This is a genomic window from Maribacter sp. 2-571, from assembly GCF_050589625.1.
Lineage (GTDB): Bacteria > Bacteroidota > Bacteroidia > Flavobacteriales > Flavobacteriaceae > Pelagihabitans.
Map to the genome: position 1 here is coordinate 89,179 of NZ_JBNGOP010000005.1, position 17,416 is coordinate 106,594.

A 17,416-nucleotide genomic window follows, 5' to 3' on the forward strand; every position below is an offset into this window, starting at 1 on the left:
TTCTGTTCTCTTTTGGCAAACGTGCATCTTGTCGAGAATATGTGTTCCAAACTTAAATAAGTGACATTAATTTTGTGGGTTGATCCGTGATGTCATAAATTTGATTGTTGACATAGTCATTTTTGAACTGTCCGAAACCCCCGAAATCCCTAGAAAAATAACTGTTTTTATTACAGGCCCTTCGGTGCTATTGGTTAATGAAGAGTGAGTCTAGAATCTTAGCTATGTTAAGATTCCTGCTATAGTGTCTTTATATTTTAAACAAAAATTGTGTGCTAAAGCATGAAAAGGTTTAGAAATTCTGACTTGATCATTCCGTTATCCGTTTTTTTAAACTTGGCGATAATTAACGGGGTGCTGTATTTGCTCAGCCCGGAAACCTATGTCAATCCTTCTAGAATAGCCTTCTACAACCTTTCTTGGATACTGATTACCTATTTCGCGGGATACTACACTACTACACGAAAAGAGAAGTTTAGGACCAAGGTGCATGTTGTTTTTCAGGTGTTTCTTGTTTATACCCTTGGCTATTTTTCGGTTTTTGGGGTTTCCGGCAGGTTGTACGAGTCCTTGGAGTATCAGTTTTTTGTGTTGTCCCTAGTGTTTTTATGCCTCTTTTGGTATCGGGTGCTGTTCTTTTGGTTGCGTGGAAGGTACCGTAAGCGTGGTGGCAATTTTGTAAATCTTGTCGTCATTGGTAGGGATCCAAGCTTAAAGAAAATTAGAAAGGTGTTCGACGAGCCCGACTTGGGGTATCGGTATAAGGGGTACTTTGACGACAAACCTTCAACAAGCCCCACCTATTTAGGTCCGGTGGTGGATTGTTTTCGGTATATACTCGAAAAAGATATCGACGAAATTTATTGTGTGGCTTCCAAATTCAATTCTTCCGAGCTCAAGAATTTGGTCAATTTTGCCGATAACAATCTCATTCGTTTTAAGATAATATTGGACAACAAGGAAATTTTCTCCAGGGCGATGTCCATCGAGTCCTATGAAAATATCCCGGTCTTGGATTTGAGAAAGGTGCCCTTGGATACGGAATATGCAAGAATTATAAAACGCACTTTTGACATCGTTTTTTCCTCTTTGGTGATTATTTTGGTGCTGTCTTGGTTAACGCCAATACTGTTCATTCTGGTCAAGTTGGAATCACCGGGGAAACTGTATTTCAAGCAAAAACGCCACGGATTAAAGCGGAAGGTGTTTTGGTGTTATAAATTTCGTTCGATGACCGCAAACAAAGATTCCAATAAAAAGATGGCGACCAAGGGAGATGCAAGAGTAACCAAAGTAGGCGCTTTTATGCGGAAAACTAGTATTGATGAATTGCCTCAGTTCTTTAACGTGTTTTTAGGGGACATGAGCGTTGTGGGACCAAGGCCCCATATGGAGTTGCATACATGGGATTATGAGATTTCCGTGGATAAATATCTGGTACGCCATTTTGTGAAACCGGGTATTACCGGTCTAGCGCAAATAAAGGGTTATCGTGGTGAGATTATCCAAAAGGAGGATATTCTGCATAGAACACGAATGGATATTTTTTATGTAGAAAAATGGTCTTTGGGGTTAGATGTTCAAATCCTGTTTAGTACTATCTATAATGTTTTTAAAGGAGAGGATAAGGCATATTAGATAATTTAACTGGTTTTGTAAAATATTCTCGGTAGCGGTAGTGGTTTTCTATTTAGGTAATTATCCATGTCTAGTGGATTAGGGAATCTTCTTTCATAATCAAATTCATCTATTCTATCTTTTCGAAGAAAAGTATACTCCATTACATAAGGTATAGTATATCCTTTTACCTTTATTGGCCTTCTATCATTATTGGGATGAATATGAACAACAGCAAAATTCTTAAGAAGCTTATTGAAAACTGATGAGATTGTTCGAAAGCCCACTGAAGTTAATAGTTGGTCAAGATTATGAAACTCAATGACTATAATTCTAAATTGTTTAAAAAAATCCTTATCAGTGTGTATGATAACATCATATTCGCCACCTTCAATATCCATTTGTAGAATAGCATCACGATTATCGGTCTTATTAGCATTAACCCAATTTTCCAATGTCGTATAAACTTGGTCTTCGTATGAACCAAGGTATTTTTTTACAAAATCCAGACCTTTCGATTTTATAGGAGGACCGTCAACGGAATAATCACATAAATAAGATTTTATATAATATTTATCAAAAAGCTCCTTTTCGAACGAGGCACTAAAGTCTACACCGGGAGAAAAGCATAAACCTATTTCTTCTAAATCATTCGGAATCAAATAACCCGCGTCGTTATCTGACCCTACTCTTATTAAGTCTAGTTGGGTTTTTATGGGATATGTTTTTTTTAGGAAGTTATCAAGTTTATCACGGTCAAAAAAGAGTTTCACTAGAATTTGATTCCAAGGTAGGACCATGGTTCGAAGGACCCTGAGAACTGGAATGAAAATAAATTTTTTCAACATGACTTTTTTAGTTTTAACAATTTATTTGAAAGAATTATTTCCAACGTATATGCCAATTTGAATATATGCGAAGACCTACAACTCTTTTCATTTTGGCTTTAAAATTTGCTTTTGGTAATTTGAAAAGCGTAATCAAAGCAGAGAATAGGATACCGTACAAAACCTTTTATCGATTAAAAGACCGAAACTGTACGTTGTAAGGAGTCAATGTACTTTTTTTTATTTACTTTGCCAGCCAAAAATATTTTAAGGTTCCGTTAAAAATGGTTTTTTGAAGGAAAGAATACCAAATGAAAAAAAGCGAATCGCTTTTGTGAATACGGTGCTTTTCCATTTTATTTGGTTATATCTTTGGAATTGAAAATTTACGTTTTTGGTTTGTTGAGGTATCTTTTATTGTATTTGGATCGTACCATATTAATTTTACTTTTGAACCATATAGGATAGACCGACTCCATCAATAGGAAATAAAGTACCATTCCTAAAATGCTTATTGCTCATGACATTTTAAAAGTTATTCTTGAATAAACTAGTAGCTAAAATATTAGCGATTCTCGGAGTAAAGAGTAGTAGGACTAAAAATGTTACTAAGCATGTTTTGCTTTCTTTTATCTACAAAGGGGGGCATGTAATTGCCACCTTTCTACTAATTCCCCTTACCATCTCATATTTAGATACCGAAAACTATGGTATATGGTTGACTATAAGTTCCTTTATTTCTTGGTTTTCTTTTTTTGATGTCGGATTAGGTAATGGCCTTAGGAATAAATATGCCGAAGCCAGGGCGAAGGACGACATTGAATCGGCAAAGGGTTATGTGAGTACCGCTTATTACACGATAGGATCAATATGTTTTGTCTTTTTCTTTTTATCCTTACTGTTCGGTTATTTCATAAATTGGACTGAGGTGTTTAATACTGAATTTGCCCTTGAAGAAGAACTTCGTTTATTGATGCCGATAGTCTTTGGATGCTTTAGCCTACAGTTGATTGTCAAACTCGTTGCTTCTATTTATTTGGCAGATCAAAATCACTCTATTTCGGGGAAAATTAATTTTATTACGGCATTTAGTTCGTTGGTAGTGATATGGTTTTTGACCATGACCTCTAAAAGTTCATTGTTGCTTTTTGGAATTGTATTTTCATTGCTGCCAGTTTTGGTGTTTTTGATTTTTAATGTTTATGCTTTTTCAGGACGTTATCGAGAATTCACCCCAAGAACGAAGTATTGGAAAAAAGTGTTTTTTAAAGATATTTTTGGTTTAGGGCTTACTTTTTTTATAATTCAATTATCTGTAGTAGTCTTAAATACCACTGATAATTTTATTATTACACAATTGTTTGGTCCCAAAGATGTTGTTCCCTACAATTTAGCATACAAGTATATCGGAATTTCACTAATGCTATGTACAATGACCTTTACCCCTTTTTGGTCAAGTATCACGGATGCATATGCCAAAGGAGAACTTGGGTGGATTAAAAAATCGATGGGAATGTTGCAAAAATTTTCATTGTTGGTAGTTGGATTAATAGTAATACTAATATTCTTTTCTTCAATTGCTTATGGATTGCTTTCTGATTACAAGGTCGAAGTACCGATTAAGCTAACGCTTTTTATGGCGAGCTACTTTGGTTTAATGGTGTTGTTTGTACCGTACACTTTTTTTTTAAATGGAATTGGAAAAATTAAAATTCAAATGTATGCCACTGCTTTTGCGGCCTTAATTAATATTCCCTTATCCATAATACTAGTGAAACATTTTGATATGGGTACTGAAGGTGTGATTTTCGCAACTTTTTTAGGAACATTGCCAAATCTTGTATTGTTTCCGATACAATATAAAAAACTAGTTAATCAAAAAGCTACCGGAATTTGGAATCGGTAATTTTGTCGTTCATTATAGTTCTATTAAATGGTTATTAATAAAGAAGAATATGCAGTTATTTTTGATTTATTTTTTGAAGGGACTGAAATTTGCTTCTAGTAAGGTTTTACAACCTTATGATTGGTGTATTTCGTACTTGCTTTTTTACATGAACGGCGTAGAGTTTAAGGGGTTCAAAACATATGGTGTTCCAAAAATTAATGTTGGTATCGGTGGGGTGTTTAAGATTGGAAAGAACTTCAGAATGCATAATAGGGAGTCATCAAATCCTATAGGAAGGTTTAATAGATGTAGTTTTATAGTCGGTAAAAGGGGAAGACTGGAAATTGGCCAAAAGGTAGGAGTTAGTAGTATCGGAATCGTTTGTCATGAAAGTATCATCATTGGCGATAATGTGAACATAGGCGGTAATGTAATTATCTATGACACCAATTTTCATAGCTTAAACCCGGCCCATAGGCTTGACGGTCCTACCGACAGGAAGAATACTAAAACAAAATCCGTTCATATCGGCGATAATGTTTTTATCGGTGGCCATACAACCATATTGAAAGGGGTACGTATAGGGGATAACAGTATCGTAGGGGCCGGTTCAATTGTTACTAGAGATATACCAAAAAACGAAATATGGGCTGGAAATCCAGCTAAAAAAATAAGAAATCTTTAATTTTTTTTTTTGGATAAAAGACTCTTTAATATCTCTTTGATTTCACTACTTGTATACGAGTTGGCCTTTATTATTTTTTCCCCTCAAGGAGTATCAATTACAAAATTGATTATTTCCTGCCTAGTATGGATTTCTCTGTTAGCTGGTATTTTGGTATTTTCCAAAAGCTTAAGGAAGTTAAGAAGGGATTTTCCACTATTGGTTTTTTTGAATTTTTTAGTATTGATTGGATGGAACTTAACTGCCATAGCTAGAAGTGTCATTGGAAAGGATGAAACCATTACTACTATACTTGGAAATACCTATACCTCTCTTGCTCTATTAGTGCCTTTTGCCATAGTTTTCGGGACTAGGGCAGCCAACATAAAGTTGATCATAGGGTATTTTAATAAGTTGTTAAAATTAGGAATACCAATATCCCTAGTGTTTTTTATTATTGGTGGGGTATTATTGGAAGAGAATAATCTACGGGTTTTACTTTTATTACTGTTACCGGTTGCTTTTTTGACAACGCTGATACCTTTTCAAAAACCAAAGCGAATTATTTTGATTTTGATTTCGGGGGCATTACTTATGTATATAGCTTTGATTTCCGGAGTACGCACTATGATTATACGAGAGGTTTTATTAATTGGTTGTTTGTTTTTTGGAGTTTTTCTTTTTTCTAGGTTTCAATTAAAACTTCCACTTATTGTTTTTTTTCTTTTCTTATTGGTTCCGTTGTATTTATTACAAGAAGGAGTCAAAACTGGCGTTAGCCCTTTCGAAAAATACCTCTCAGGTACAACAGACGATAACCTAAGTACGGATACCAGAACATTTCTTTACGTTGAACTTTTTGAGGACCTTATGGTGAACGAGCGATTTTTAATTGGAAAGGGAGCAACAGGTAAGTACTACAGCCCTTATTTTGCTTCTTTTGAAGGAGATTCGAGTATGCGTATAAATGTGGAGGTCGGTGTTTTGAGTATTTTGCTTAAAAGTGGATTTGTTGGTGTTTTATTACATATGTCGATGTTGATAACTGCTATTTTCTTGGCTTTTTTTAAATCTAACAACCTATTTGTGATTGGTTCTGGTTTTATCTTGTTGATTCATTCAATACTAATGTTTATAGAAAATATTATTATTTATAATACCTATAACTTTGCCATATGGTTTTTTGTTGGTGTATGTCTCTCGCAAAGAATTAGAGAGGCAAATAATCAGGATATATGGGATTTAATTAATGGCAAACAAAGAAGAGCTTTACCAAATGAATAAAACGCCTCTTGTTAGTATTATCACTGTAGTTTTTAATGGCGAAAAGTACCTTTTACAAACTATTGACAGTGTGAAAGAACAGACATATCCAAATTTGGAATATATAATTGTAGATGGTGGGTCAACTGATCGTACCCTTTCTATAATCAAACAAAATGAGGATTTTATTTCAAGGTGGATTAGCGAACCGGATAAGGGACTTTACGATGCTATGAATAAAGGCATTTCGATGGCAAAAGGCGAGATTGTTGGAATGATTAACAGTGATGATTGGTATGAAACAAATGCAGTTCAGTTGGTTGTGGAAGAATATCGCAGGAATCCTGAAAAGAAAATTTTTCATGGAGATCGATTCGACGTCCTGCCAAATGGATCTAAAAGAGCTAAAGTTTTTGAAACTTCAAAGTTTAAATTTCTTTACTATGGAATGACTTACAATCACCCCTCCATGTTTGTGCACGCCGATATTTATAAGACTATTAAATACAATGTAAGCTTAAGGGCCTTGTCCGATTATGAATTCGTCCTTCATAATTTTCTCAAGCATCCTGAAGTTTTTTGTTATATAGAGAAGTGTTTTGTGAATTATAGACTGGATGGAATTAGTGGTACAATGAATTTTAAAAATGCTATTCTTGAAGGGTATCTGGCTAGGAAAAATGCTGGGTTCAACGTATTTCGCAATTTGTTTTCGGTTGCTTTGCGAACGTTAAGAGTTGTTATTGGTAAACTTAAGATAAGATAGGTAAATGAAAAAGGTTTATTTATTAATTTATTATTTGTTTGCTCAATATTTGCCGATGCAACCCATTCCAGGTTACAAGATTTTCTATAAAATTAGGTACCTTTTATGTAAGAAACTACTTTTGAAGTGTGGAGATAATGTTATCGTAAAAAATCGATGCTACTTTGGCAATGGAAGTAAGTTAAGGGTTGGGGATTTTTCACAACTGGGTCAAAATGCTAGAATCAGTGGTCCTGTTACACTGGGGAAGTATGTGATGATGGGCCCCGATGTTGTTATCATGGCAGTTACACACGATATTTCGGACAACTCAAAACCAATGATAGACCCAAGTCACCCGTCATTGGAAAAAGCCGTAGTCATTAATGATAATGTGTGGATAGGTACACGAGTAGTAATTTTACCTGGTGTTGAAATAGGGGAAGGGTCTATAATAGGATCAGGCGCGGTGGTGACTAAATCGTTTGGGCCGAACTCTGTAATCGGCGGGGTGCCAGCAAGATTTATTAAAAATAGGGTGTAACATTATTACAATGATAACATTAGTAAAAGGCTCCTCGGAATATGAAAGGAGTTGTTTTTAAATTATTATTAGTGATAGCTTTTGTTGTGAACGTGCTTTGAATTCTCCGAAATTATTGATTCGGTATGTTATGTATTAACATACAAGTCTTCCCTTGGGTTACTCTAATCCTATGATTTAAATTGTACGTCTTTTGAGGAAATTTTTGTTTGGACAGAGATTTTTTTTAGTAAGATCACATTTAATTCTTGTATTCTATATTTTGGAAATAGAATAGTTCGGATAGTAGTGTTTTTAAGTTGTCAGTTGTTATGTTTCCGTATAATTATTCAAGTACACGGATTTTAACGAGTATTTTGTTCTTTGGACGTGAACTTCGACAATAAAAAAGGTTTTTTAAAATATCTTAGCAAAGTTAGAACACGCTATGAAAATAAGATTGCTATTATGGGTCTTCTTTTCCATCCCTTTATTGTTTTTTGCGCAAGGAGAATCCAATAATTGGTATTTTGGAGAAGGTGCGGGAATAAGATTTAATCCAGATGGTAGTGTTGAGGCTTTAAACGATGGTGCTCTCAACTCTCTAGAGGGTTGTGCCTCGATTTCTAGTAGTGAAGGGGATTTGTTGTTTTACACGGAGGGTACTACGGTCTATGATCGCACTCATGACATTATGCAAAATGGCACGGGTCTTTTCGGAAATGTTGGTAGTACTCAATCCGCAATCATAGTGCCGAGACCAGGAAGTGACAATCTGTATTATATTGTGACTGCTGATGCATTTACCGGGATTAATACAGATAGCGGACTAAACTATTCGATTGTTGATATGTCTTTTAACAACGGTAATGGTGCGGTTATTGAAAAAAACATCAATTTACTGGGAGATTGTTCAGAAAAACTTACCGCTGTCACGAGTGATTGTGCAGGGGAATCTATTTGGGTAATTGCTTTTTCTTCAGAAGACGGAAATTCAAGACCCTATAATACGTATCACGCTTTTGAAATAAACGCTTCTGGAATATCAAACGTTCCGGTCACCAGTACATTTAATTCGATAACAATTTTGGATGATAGAGGTTATATGAAGCTATCGCCCGATGGAACGAAATTGGCCGCTGCTAATGCTGATGATGGTCTTTTTTTGTATGACTTTGATAGTACTTCAGGCATTGTTTCCAATCAAGTAGAACTAATAATAAATGCTGGCCCCAACACTGATTCATATGGCGTTGAGTTTTCTCCGAGTAGTAGATATTTATACGTACATTCTGCCAATAATCGGGACGCGTTCGATTTGCAAACATCTTCATTACTTCAATACGATACTGGCGCTGCCGACGTTTCCGCCTCACAAATAATAATAGAGGATAGGGACATATTTCGCGGTGCGCTGCAATTAGGCCCCAATGGGAAAATATATAGGACACTTTCAGATAATTTTGAAACTGGAAGACCTTTTTTAGGAGTTATTAATAATCCAGATGTAGCTGGTTTGGCCTGTGATTACGAACATAACGCAGTATCTTTGAATGGTAATGTTGGGGTTCAGGGCCTTCCCCCTTTTGTTCAGTCTTTTTTCACATCGATAGAGTTAACGGAGGAAGAAGATGTTATTGTCGAGGATAGACTACAAGTATGTGTCGAAAGTACTTTGCTATTAGAAGCACAACCTATACCCGGAGCGACTTATGTTTGGAGAAAAGATGGAATCGTATTAAACAACCCTACTGGTAATTTTTTTCAAGTTTCCTCGGCACAGGTTGTAGATGCTGGACTTTATACCGTCACAATTACCAAGCCGGGTGCTGAAGCCTGCCCCATTACAGGAGAAATAGTGGTTGAAATTCAGAATGCTCCAGAGATTAATTTGAATACTTGGGTTTTTTGTGATACCGATGATGATCCTTCCGACGGAATTACATTACTTGACTTGACCAGTCAAGAGAATGAAGATTTCACTTTTACATATTATAATAATCAGGAGGACTTGAATAACGAAATTGAAATTGAAACCCCATCAGAGTACACTATAACAAATCCCTTTGAACAAACTATCTTTTATAGGGTTACCAATGACGCTGGATGCCAGAATAACGGCGAGTTAACTATAATTGTCAACAGCCCTCCTCTTATAGATTTGGAAGATCAAGTTTTATGTCAGAATGATATCCCGTTAAGTTTAGAAGGTCCTTTGGGCTACGATTTTTATCAATGGGAAAAATTTGAAGACGGTGAAGAGGAGATTGTTTCTCAAACCATAAACGCTGAAATCACGGAGCCGGGAAATTACACTCTTGAGGTGGGCCTAAGTACCACTATAAATGGTGTCGTTTCAACTTGTTACGGTCTTACTGATTTTGTTGTGCGATTGTCAGGCACCGCGTCAATTAGTGATGTTATAGTTACTGGTATCGGTAATGAAAAAACTGTTCAAATACAAGTGACAGGAGAAGGGGATTACGAATACGCCATTGATGATTCCGGTTTTCGCGATTCAAATGTTTTCGAAGGTCTATCGGCGGGGTTTATAACTATTTTTGTAAGAGATAAACAGGGTTGTGGTATTACCGAACAAACTATTGAAATTGAAGAGGATGCTAAAGGGGGGTTCATGGATTTTTTTACTCCCAACGGGGACGGTATTAATGATTATTGGCAATTTATTCCCCCAGTGAGTGGAGAGGTTGATTTTGAAGTAATTTATGTTTTTAATCGATACGGACAGTTGATAGTAAAGATAGACCCTTTGTCAATAGGATGGAATGGGGTATTTAATGGCAAAGAATTACCACCCTCGGATTATTGGTATAGGGCTGTCTCATTTAATGGGCAGAGTGTTACTGGACATTTTAGTTTAAAACGATAACTTGATTAGTGGCTTTATTACGTCTTAGAAGAACTTAAAAAAAAAATTAAAAATGAAAAAAAAGAACTTCATAATTTTTATTGTTCCACTGATGTTGGTTTTTGCGTCGTGTAACAAATCTGATGATTCCGAAAATGAAAAGGAAAAAATACAGATAGTAGATAATTCTGTCGAATCTGCCGACGTCAATGCAATAGACTACTGGGATAACACCGAAATTGTTTGGAGAGATGAGTTTGACGGAAGTGAATTATCTAAAGAAAACTGGTTGACAGAAGAGTTTTTTGATGGTGTTTTCAACACTGAATTACAAAGTTATACCTCTGATAATGTTGAAGTGGGCGGAGGTACAATGAAAATTAATGTGAAGAAAATTGGTGAAGGCCAAAAGGCAGGAGACTACACCTCGGCACGCCTGAATAGTAAGTTTGCCTTCAAATACGGTAGGCTTGAAATTCGAGCTAAAATGCCATCCCAAAACGGCAATGGACTTTGGGTAAAGCTTTGGATGCTTGGGAATAACATAAATACCATAGGATACCCCGATTGTGGTGAAATTACGTTCATGAAATACTTAAGTCATGTACCAGAGGAATATTCTTCTACTGCGAATACTGCCGAAAATTATAGAGGACAAGGAAGTGCCAGTACGTCACCCCCCGTTACTTTGGAGAGCGCTGAAGAAAATTTCCATGTCTACGGAGTTCTATGGACTCATGAATACTTGAAGTTTTACTTGGACTCCATAGATAATGTTACTTTTACATTTAATAGGCCGGAAAACCCCGATAGGGATAATTGGCCATTTTCAGAGCCTTTTTATTACGGTATGGATATAGCGGTTGGAGGAGAGTTTGGAGGAGCAGAAGGAGTAGATGACACAATATTCCCTACTTTTATGGAGGTGGATTATGTAAGGGTGTATCACGCTAAATAACAAAATTAAAACTCGTCTTTTTAAAACCTTATTTAAATGGTCTAGTGTTTTGTATAAAATATGATTAGAGTTTTTCTAGATTACCTTTTAGACAATAATGTGCCGTATAGGATTACCAATGGGTATCAAAGTATTATTGATAATCTTGACGACGGTGATTCAGACTATGATATTCTTCTTAAAAAAAAAGACTTTGAACATGTAGAAGAAATTGTTGAGGGTTTTTGCAATAAAACGGATTATAAAATCGTACAGATCTATCATCAAAAAGTACTTGCCAAAAATATATTTATTTATGATTTTAAAAATGATGATATCTTAAACCTTGATTTTTATGGAGAGGTATCCAGGCAAAATATTCTAATATTAAAAGAGACTTCTGTATTTGCTACTCATAGAAAACTAGAGGGGATTAGCATTTTAGAACCATCACAAGAATTTATTCAATATTTAGTAAAAAAAGTAGACAAAGGTAAATTGTCAGAGGAGGTGTTTTTATATCTGAAAGAATTATTTGATAGAGAACCAGACCAGTGTTCCGAATATTTAGTGAGGTTTTTTGAAAAGGAAAGTAAGCGTTTAAAAATGGCTTTTATAGAAGGAGATTTTTCTTTTCCTCATAAAAATGTTGCAAGCTTAAAATTAGATTTTGTTAATAATACCAGGAATACTCGAATATTTACGTTTGAAAATGGATTTCGAATTTTAAAAAGAATCTTTAGGCCTACGGGTTTCGTAGTTTCTTTTTTGGGACCAGATGGTTCTGGTAAATCAACGATTATAGATGGCCTTTCCCGGGAAACAATACCCTTCCGAAGAAGTGATTATTTTCATTTGAAACCTTTTCCTCAAAAAGAAAGCACCAAAATAGTATCTGACCCCCAGGGAAAAGTTCCTTATTCCATGTTAATTTCTTTGGTTAAAATTTCTGCATTCCTTATTCAATACAATATGGGATGGTTGAAAAATGTTTTAAGACTAAAAATCCAGTCGTCTTTAGTTGTCTTTGATAGGTATTATGATGATTTATTGGTTGATCCAAAACGATATCGATTGGGTGTTACCGGATTTTTTGCAAGATTTGTTCGTTATCTTATCCCAAAACCGAATGTGTTTTTTGTTTTGACAGGAAATGCCGAACGAATTCACGAAAGAAAAAAAGAAGTGACCTTGAATGAATTAAAACGGCAGATTATAGAATACGATTCCTTGGTAGATGAAAAAAGGTATTTGCATATCGATGTGAATAGGCCACCAAGTGATATCATCTTAGAGGTAAAACAAATCTTAATGAACAAAATGCATGAACGTTACTGACTTCTTGGCATCGGAGAATTTGATATGCTTGCCGACCAAATCTCGACCAAGAGTTTTTTTATCAATTGATGATTCAAAAATAGCTAAGGTTGCTTTCAATTTGTACAATCCTTTTTCACCAAAGGCCAAGTTTTTGAAAGCTACGTTACAGTTTTTATGTGTTTATTGTAATACGTTAGCAAAATATTTTCTTCCTACAATCAAAACGAAAAAATCTAGCTTCATTCGTTTTATTGAGAAAGCGCTGAATACGAGCTTGATAAGTTCGGTATACATTGCGACGGAAAAAGACAAGTTTGTAGTACAATTACAAGACCATAACGGTATTGTCGGATATCTCAAATACCCAATTACTTCAATCGGAACAAAAAGACTCTTAAACGAGCGTTCAGGGTTGAATATTTTATCTAAGAAAAATGTTGTTCAAAAGATACTTCTGGATGATAACTATAAGGGAGTCCCGTTTATAATTCTCAGAAACCTTGAAGGTAAAATAGGGACTGTTTCAAAGGATGATTATAAAGAAGTTTTGACATATTTTAAAACGGAAAGGTCTTTTCCGTTAATTGATCACCCGCGAGTTTTGGATATCAAAAAACGATTACTTGATTATGACCAAAATGAATTTGTTGTACTATTAAATGATGCAATTGTTTCTTCAAAAAAGTACTATTATGTAGTTCACGAGCACGGGGATTTTGCCCCTTGGAATCTCATACAGACAAAAGATGGAGTTAAACCTTTTGATTTTGAGTACTTTGAAGAGGTGGGGCTTCAGCACATGGACGAAATTAAATATCATGTGCAAGTTGAAATGTTATTAAAGGGAAAGACTGGGGCTTCTTTAATAAAATCGGTGTCCAAAGCAGTAGGGCTAGCGGAATTCGATATTTTATTTATAGTGTTCTTATTAAAGGAGATTGGAAATAAATTAGAGGCGAATAAAATTTATGATTTTGAGTTGTCTCTTTTAAAGTCTATGAAGATTGAAAAAACTTAAGATACTTGTCTCTGCCTATGCCTGTAGTCCTGACCAAGGATCTGAGCCGGGGGTGGGATGGAACTTTGTTAATGGTCTCGGTAAGAATCATGAGGTTTCCGTAATTGTGGAAAAGAGGAAGTGGGAGACCGCTATAGCCAATTTTATAAAAGCGAATCCGAAAAAATGTGAAAATATTAAATTCTATTTCATAGAAAAAAGGAGGGGTAAATTCCTTCGCAAAATTTGGCCTCCATCGTATTATTGGTTCTATCGTGCATGGCAGAAGAAAGCCTATCGGTTAGCTCTTGAGTTGGATGACAGGGAGAACTTTGATTTAATTCACCAACTTACAATGGTTGGATATAGGGAGCCAGGGTATCTTTGGAGAATTGACAAACCTTTTGTTTGGGGGCCAATAGGCGGATTAGAGAATTCTCCTTGGCGTTTTCTTCCTGGTTTGGGATTCAAAGGAATGGTGTTCTATTCGGCAAGAAATATTATAAATAGTTGGCAAAAGCGTTTTAGCATTCGACCGAAAATGGCGGCGGCACATGAAAAAAGTATATTGCTCGCCGCAAGCCCCAACGGTGCAAAGATTATTAATAAATTATGGAGGAGAAAAGCTGAGATTCTGTGCGAAGTTGGACAGTATTCTACCGATTTGATAGTGCCTCAAAATAGAACGAATGATGAACCTTTAAAAATTATTTGGAGTGGTTTGCATACTCCTAGGAAAAATTTACCTTTATTATTGAAGGCTCTTTCTCTCGGAGACTATAAATTTGAACTACATATTCTTGGTACCGGAGAGATGACCAAAAAATGGAAAAGAATTGCCGAAAAATTAGGTTTGTCGTCTAATTGTATTTGGTACGGCTGGCTTGATTACAAAAAGGCTATCGACATCTTTAGTAAAGGGCATGTTTTTGTTATCACCAGTATAAGCGACCTTACGGCAACGGTAACTCTAGAGGCACTTTCATATGGGCTTCCTATTATTTGTCTTGATCACTGTGGCTTTGCCTACGTAGTTAATGACAAATGCGGTATCAAAATTTCTGTTGACAGGCCTAAGCAAGCCGCAGAGGACATTAACGCTGGCTTATCCAAGCTTTATAATAACGAGTCCCTAAGGCAGTTAATGGCTAAAGAAGCGATAATCCGTGCGAGGGATTTTCAATGGGATATAAAAATCGAGAGGTTAAATAAGATTTATAGTTCTTTAACGGATTTTAGTTCTCTAGGTAAATAGCGTTGTATAGGATTTATAGCTTAGCTAAAGATAGCAGCTTGAAGATTTCGAATCAATAAAACTGTCTTTAAAATAACTGTATAAAGTTTTTATGAAAGTACTTTGGGTAACTAATATTGTATTTCCAGAAGTAGCAACTAAGTTAGGTTGTCCTTCACCTGTAGTTGGTGCCTGGATGTACGTTCTGGCAAAAGACTTATCCGATAGTGGGATTTCTCTAACGGTCGTTGCGGCCAGGACGAATATGCCAGACTTTCATTATGATTCTGGTAAGTTGTCATATTATTTAATTCATAGTAAACGTAAGATTACGGAGTTGGATAAACAGTTAAAACTGAAATGGGAAGCTGTCATAAAAGCCGTAAAACCTGATATTGTTCATATTCATGGAACAGAATATGCTTATGGGCTTTGTTTGATGCATTATTTTCCACAATTGAGATACATCATATCGATTCAGGGCGTTTTGAATGTTATAGCTGAGAATTATGCGGGCGGTATTGACGCTGGAACTATAAAGCGGAATCTTACCATAAGAGATTTAATTCAAAGGGATGGTATTTCAAAAGGAAAGCGCGCTTATATGAAATGGGCAAAAACAATTGAAGATAGATATTTCTCTTTGGCTACTGATGTTATTGGGCGTACACAATTTGACTTTGAATATATTCAATCTCGGCAAAAGAAAATAAATTATCATTTCTGTAACGAGTCTCTCCGTGATGGATTTTATGATAGCAATAAATGGAATCTTGAGGATGTTAATACACATTCAATATTTATTAGCCAGGCGGTAAACCCAATTAAAGGGCTGCATATGGTGTTAGGTGCCGTTGATTTATTAAAGAAGGAATTTCCAAACATTCGAATTAAAGTCGGCGGCCGTAATATTTTAAGGGATTCCTCTACGCTCTATGACAAGGTAAAACGTTCAGGGTATGGGAAAATTATTAAATCACTGATACGGCGTTTCAGTTTGCAGGATACTATTTTTTTTTTAGGAGAACTAGATGAAAAACAGATGATTTCAGAGTATTTAAAATGTCATGTGTTCGTTTGTCCATCAATAATAGAGAACAGTCCAAATTCATTGGGGGAGGCTCAGATTCTTGGCGTACCTTGTGTTGCTACGGCTGTAGGGGGGATACCTAGTATGGTGATACATGAAAAGACGGGTTTGCTCTATAATTTTGAGGATATTAAGGCTCTGGCGGAAAATCTAAAAAAATTGTTTAACGATAATAGTTTGGCTTTATCTATTTCAAAAGAATCGAAGAAAGTGGCTGCCAAGAGACATGATAGGTTAGCAAATTCCAACCGTACTATTGAAATTTATAATCGGTTGTTACAACAAAATAGCGATATAGGGTGAAAAAAATTCTTTTTATTTTACATTACCCGCCACCGGTGCACGGGGCGGCAAAGGTTGGCGAGTATATTAAAGAAAGTACTTTGATTAACAACAGTTTTCAATGTCGTTATATTAATTTGGGAACTTCTATTAATGTAGATGAAATTGGAAAAACTGGTTTTCTTAAGTTAAAAAGGTACTTTTCTATTTTGGTTTCATCCTATGTACAATTAAGGAAATTTAAACCGGATTTGGTTTATCTTACGTTGACCACTACGGGAATAGGTTTCTTTAAAGATGCGATGGTAGTGTTCTTGGTCAAATTATTTAAAGTACCCGTTCTTTTTCATTTTCATAATAAAGGCATAAAAAACAAGCAGAATGAATGGTATTATTCCCTGTTCTATAAAAAAGTCTTTAGAGACGCCAATGCAATTTTGCTATCGCCATATCTGTATGATGATGTAGCAAGATACATTCCGAAGGAAAAAGTGCACTATTGTGCAAATGGTATTCCAGAGGTTAGTTCAACACCTGTCGACCATCAAAAAACAGAAAATGTAAAGCCTGTAAGTATTCTGTTCCTATCCAATTTGATAAAATCAAAAGGGGTCAATGTACTTGTACATGCTTGTAAGTTTTTAAAAGATAAAAATTTGGACTTTGAATGTGTTTTTGTTGGCGGTGAGGGAGATATTTCAGTACCACGATTTCGAGATACTATCGATTACTATGATGTTAAGGACTACGTGCGTTATGATGGGCGCAAGTATGGAATTGAAAAAGAAGAGGCCTATAGAAATGCGGACATTTTTGTCTTACCTACAATGTATAAAAATGAATGCTTTCCTTTAGTGCTTTTGGAAGCGATGCAGTATGGCCTGCCCGTCATATCAACTGATGAAGGGGGTATTCCAGAAATAGTGGAGGATGGGGTTTCTGGTTTTTTGATTGAAAAACAATCGGCGCAGGAATTATCCGAAAAGTTGGCACAATTGATAAAAGACTCCGATCAGCGAACCAAGATGGGTAGAGAAGGAAGAAGGCGATATTTAGAACGGTTTACGAAAGAAACCTTTGAAAAACGATTTTTAGAGATTATCTCCTCTTTGTAAGAGGGTTTCTTATTGCCGTTTTTCAGAACTAAGAGCTATAAATAT

Annotated in this window: 14 protein-coding genes; 13 read left to right on the forward strand and 1 reads right to left on the reverse strand. The window is 35.6% G+C overall.

Features of this window, described 5'->3' with window-relative positions; genetic code table 11:
• Positions 1-282: 282 nt before the first annotated feature.
• On the forward strand, positions 283-1,638 hold the full coding sequence (locus tag ACRD7P_RS05520) for an exopolysaccharide biosynthesis polyprenyl glycosylphosphotransferase (RefSeq protein ID WP_430906517.1): 1,356 nt from the start codon (positions 283-285) through the stop codon (positions 1,636-1,638).
• Positions 1,639-1,643: 5 nt separating this feature from the next.
• On the opposite strand, the gene ACRD7P_RS05525 is transcribed toward ACRD7P_RS05520, so the two are convergent.
• Complete coding sequence (locus tag ACRD7P_RS05525) at positions 1,644-2,465, reverse strand: FkbM family methyltransferase (protein WP_430906518.1); 822 nt, start codon at positions 2,463-2,465, stop codon at positions 1,644-1,646.
• 520 nt (positions 2,466-2,985) lie between these two features.
• Between ACRD7P_RS05525 and ACRD7P_RS05530 the strand changes: the two genes are divergently transcribed.
• The 12 genes from ACRD7P_RS05530 (at position 2,986) to ACRD7P_RS05585 (ending at position 17,371) form a co-directional block, all read left to right on the forward strand.
• Positions 2,986-4,350, forward strand: a complete 1,365-nt coding sequence (locus ACRD7P_RS05530; RefSeq protein WP_430906519.1) for a lipopolysaccharide biosynthesis protein — start codon at positions 2,986-2,988, stop codon at positions 4,348-4,350.
• Positions 4,351-4,399: 49 nt separating this feature from the next.
• On the forward strand, positions 4,400-5,017 hold the full coding sequence (locus ACRD7P_RS05535; RefSeq protein ID WP_430906520.1) for an acyltransferase: 618 nt from the start codon (positions 4,400-4,402) through the stop codon (positions 5,015-5,017).
• 9 nt (positions 5,018-5,026) lie between these two features.
• Complete coding sequence (locus ACRD7P_RS05540; RefSeq protein ID WP_430906521.1) at positions 5,027-6,280, forward strand: hypothetical protein; 1,254 nt, start codon at positions 5,027-5,029, stop codon at positions 6,278-6,280.
• Positions 6,246-7,025 carry a glycosyltransferase family 2 protein gene (locus ACRD7P_RS05545; RefSeq protein ID WP_430906522.1) on the forward strand — a complete coding sequence of 260 codons (780 nt, stop codon included), beginning with the start codon at positions 6,246-6,248 and terminating at the stop codon, positions 7,023-7,025. The genes ACRD7P_RS05540 and ACRD7P_RS05545 overlap by 35 nt, the downstream gene beginning before the upstream one ends.
• A gap of 4 nt (positions 7,026-7,029) precedes the next feature.
• On the forward strand, positions 7,030-7,548 hold the full coding sequence (locus tag ACRD7P_RS05550) for an acyltransferase (RefSeq protein WP_430906523.1): 519 nt from the start codon (positions 7,030-7,032) through the stop codon (positions 7,546-7,548).
• Between the two features lie 427 nt (positions 7,549-7,975).
• Positions 7,976-10,417, forward strand: coding sequence for a T9SS type B sorting domain-containing protein (locus ACRD7P_RS05555; protein ID WP_430906524.1), 2,442 nt, complete (start codon positions 7,976-7,978; stop codon positions 10,415-10,417).
• Positions 10,418-10,469: 52 nt separating this feature from the next.
• Entirely contained in the window at positions 10,470-11,354 is an 885-nt protein-coding gene (locus ACRD7P_RS05560; protein WP_430906525.1) for a glycoside hydrolase family 16 protein, read from the forward strand.
• 60 nt (positions 11,355-11,414) lie between these two features.
• On the forward strand, positions 11,415-12,671 hold the full coding sequence (locus ACRD7P_RS05565; RefSeq protein WP_430906526.1) for a hypothetical protein: 1,257 nt from the start codon (positions 11,415-11,417) through the stop codon (positions 12,669-12,671).
• Positions 12,658-13,671, forward strand: coding sequence for a hypothetical protein (locus ACRD7P_RS05570; protein ID WP_430906527.1), 1,014 nt, complete (start codon positions 12,658-12,660; stop codon positions 13,669-13,671). Before ACRD7P_RS05565 ends, ACRD7P_RS05570 begins: the two co-directional genes overlap by 14 nt.
• Positions 13,658-14,905, forward strand: coding sequence for a glycosyltransferase family 4 protein (locus ACRD7P_RS05575; RefSeq protein ID WP_430906528.1), 1,248 nt, complete (start codon positions 13,658-13,660; stop codon positions 14,903-14,905). Before ACRD7P_RS05570 ends, ACRD7P_RS05575 begins: the two co-directional genes overlap by 14 nt.
• A 91-nt stretch (positions 14,906-14,996) precedes the next feature.
• Positions 14,997-16,277, forward strand: coding sequence for a glycosyltransferase family 4 protein (locus ACRD7P_RS05580; protein ID WP_430906529.1), 1,281 nt, complete (start codon positions 14,997-14,999; stop codon positions 16,275-16,277).
• Entirely contained in the window at positions 16,274-17,371 is a 1,098-nt protein-coding gene (locus ACRD7P_RS05585) for a glycosyltransferase family 4 protein (protein WP_430906530.1), read from the forward strand. Before ACRD7P_RS05580 ends, ACRD7P_RS05585 begins: the two co-directional genes overlap by 4 nt.
• The last annotated feature ends 45 nt before the right edge of the window (positions 17,372-17,416 follow it).

Coding starts and splice junctions, on each gene's coding strand:
- ACRD7P_RS05520 (WP_430906517.1), top strand. CDS start 283: ATGAAAAGGTTTAGAAATTCTGACTTGATCATTCCGTTATCCGTTTTT.
- ACRD7P_RS05525 (WP_430906518.1), bottom strand. CDS start 2,465: ATGTTGAAAAAATTTATTTTCATTCCAGTTCTCAGGGTCCTTCGAACC.
- ACRD7P_RS05535 (WP_430906520.1), top strand. CDS start 4,400: ATGCAGTTATTTTTGATTTATTTTTTGAAGGGACTGAAATTTGCTTCT.
- ACRD7P_RS05545 (WP_430906522.1), top strand. CDS start 6,246: ATGGCAAACAAAGAAGAGCTTTACCAAATGAATAAAACGCCTCTTGTT.
- ACRD7P_RS05550 (WP_430906523.1), top strand. CDS start 7,030: ATGAAAAAGGTTTATTTATTAATTTATTATTTGTTTGCTCAATATTTG.
- ACRD7P_RS05555 (WP_430906524.1), top strand. CDS start 7,976: ATGAAAATAAGATTGCTATTATGGGTCTTCTTTTCCATCCCTTTATTG.
- ACRD7P_RS05560 (WP_430906525.1), top strand. CDS start 10,470: ATGAAAAAAAAGAACTTCATAATTTTTATTGTTCCACTGATGTTGGTT.
- ACRD7P_RS05565 (WP_430906526.1), top strand. CDS start 11,415: ATGATTAGAGTTTTTCTAGATTACCTTTTAGACAATAATGTGCCGTAT.
- ACRD7P_RS05570 (WP_430906527.1), top strand. CDS start 12,658: ATGAACGTTACTGACTTCTTGGCATCGGAGAATTTGATATGCTTGCCG.
- ACRD7P_RS05580 (WP_430906529.1), top strand. CDS start 14,997: ATGAAAGTACTTTGGGTAACTAATATTGTATTTCCAGAAGTAGCAACT.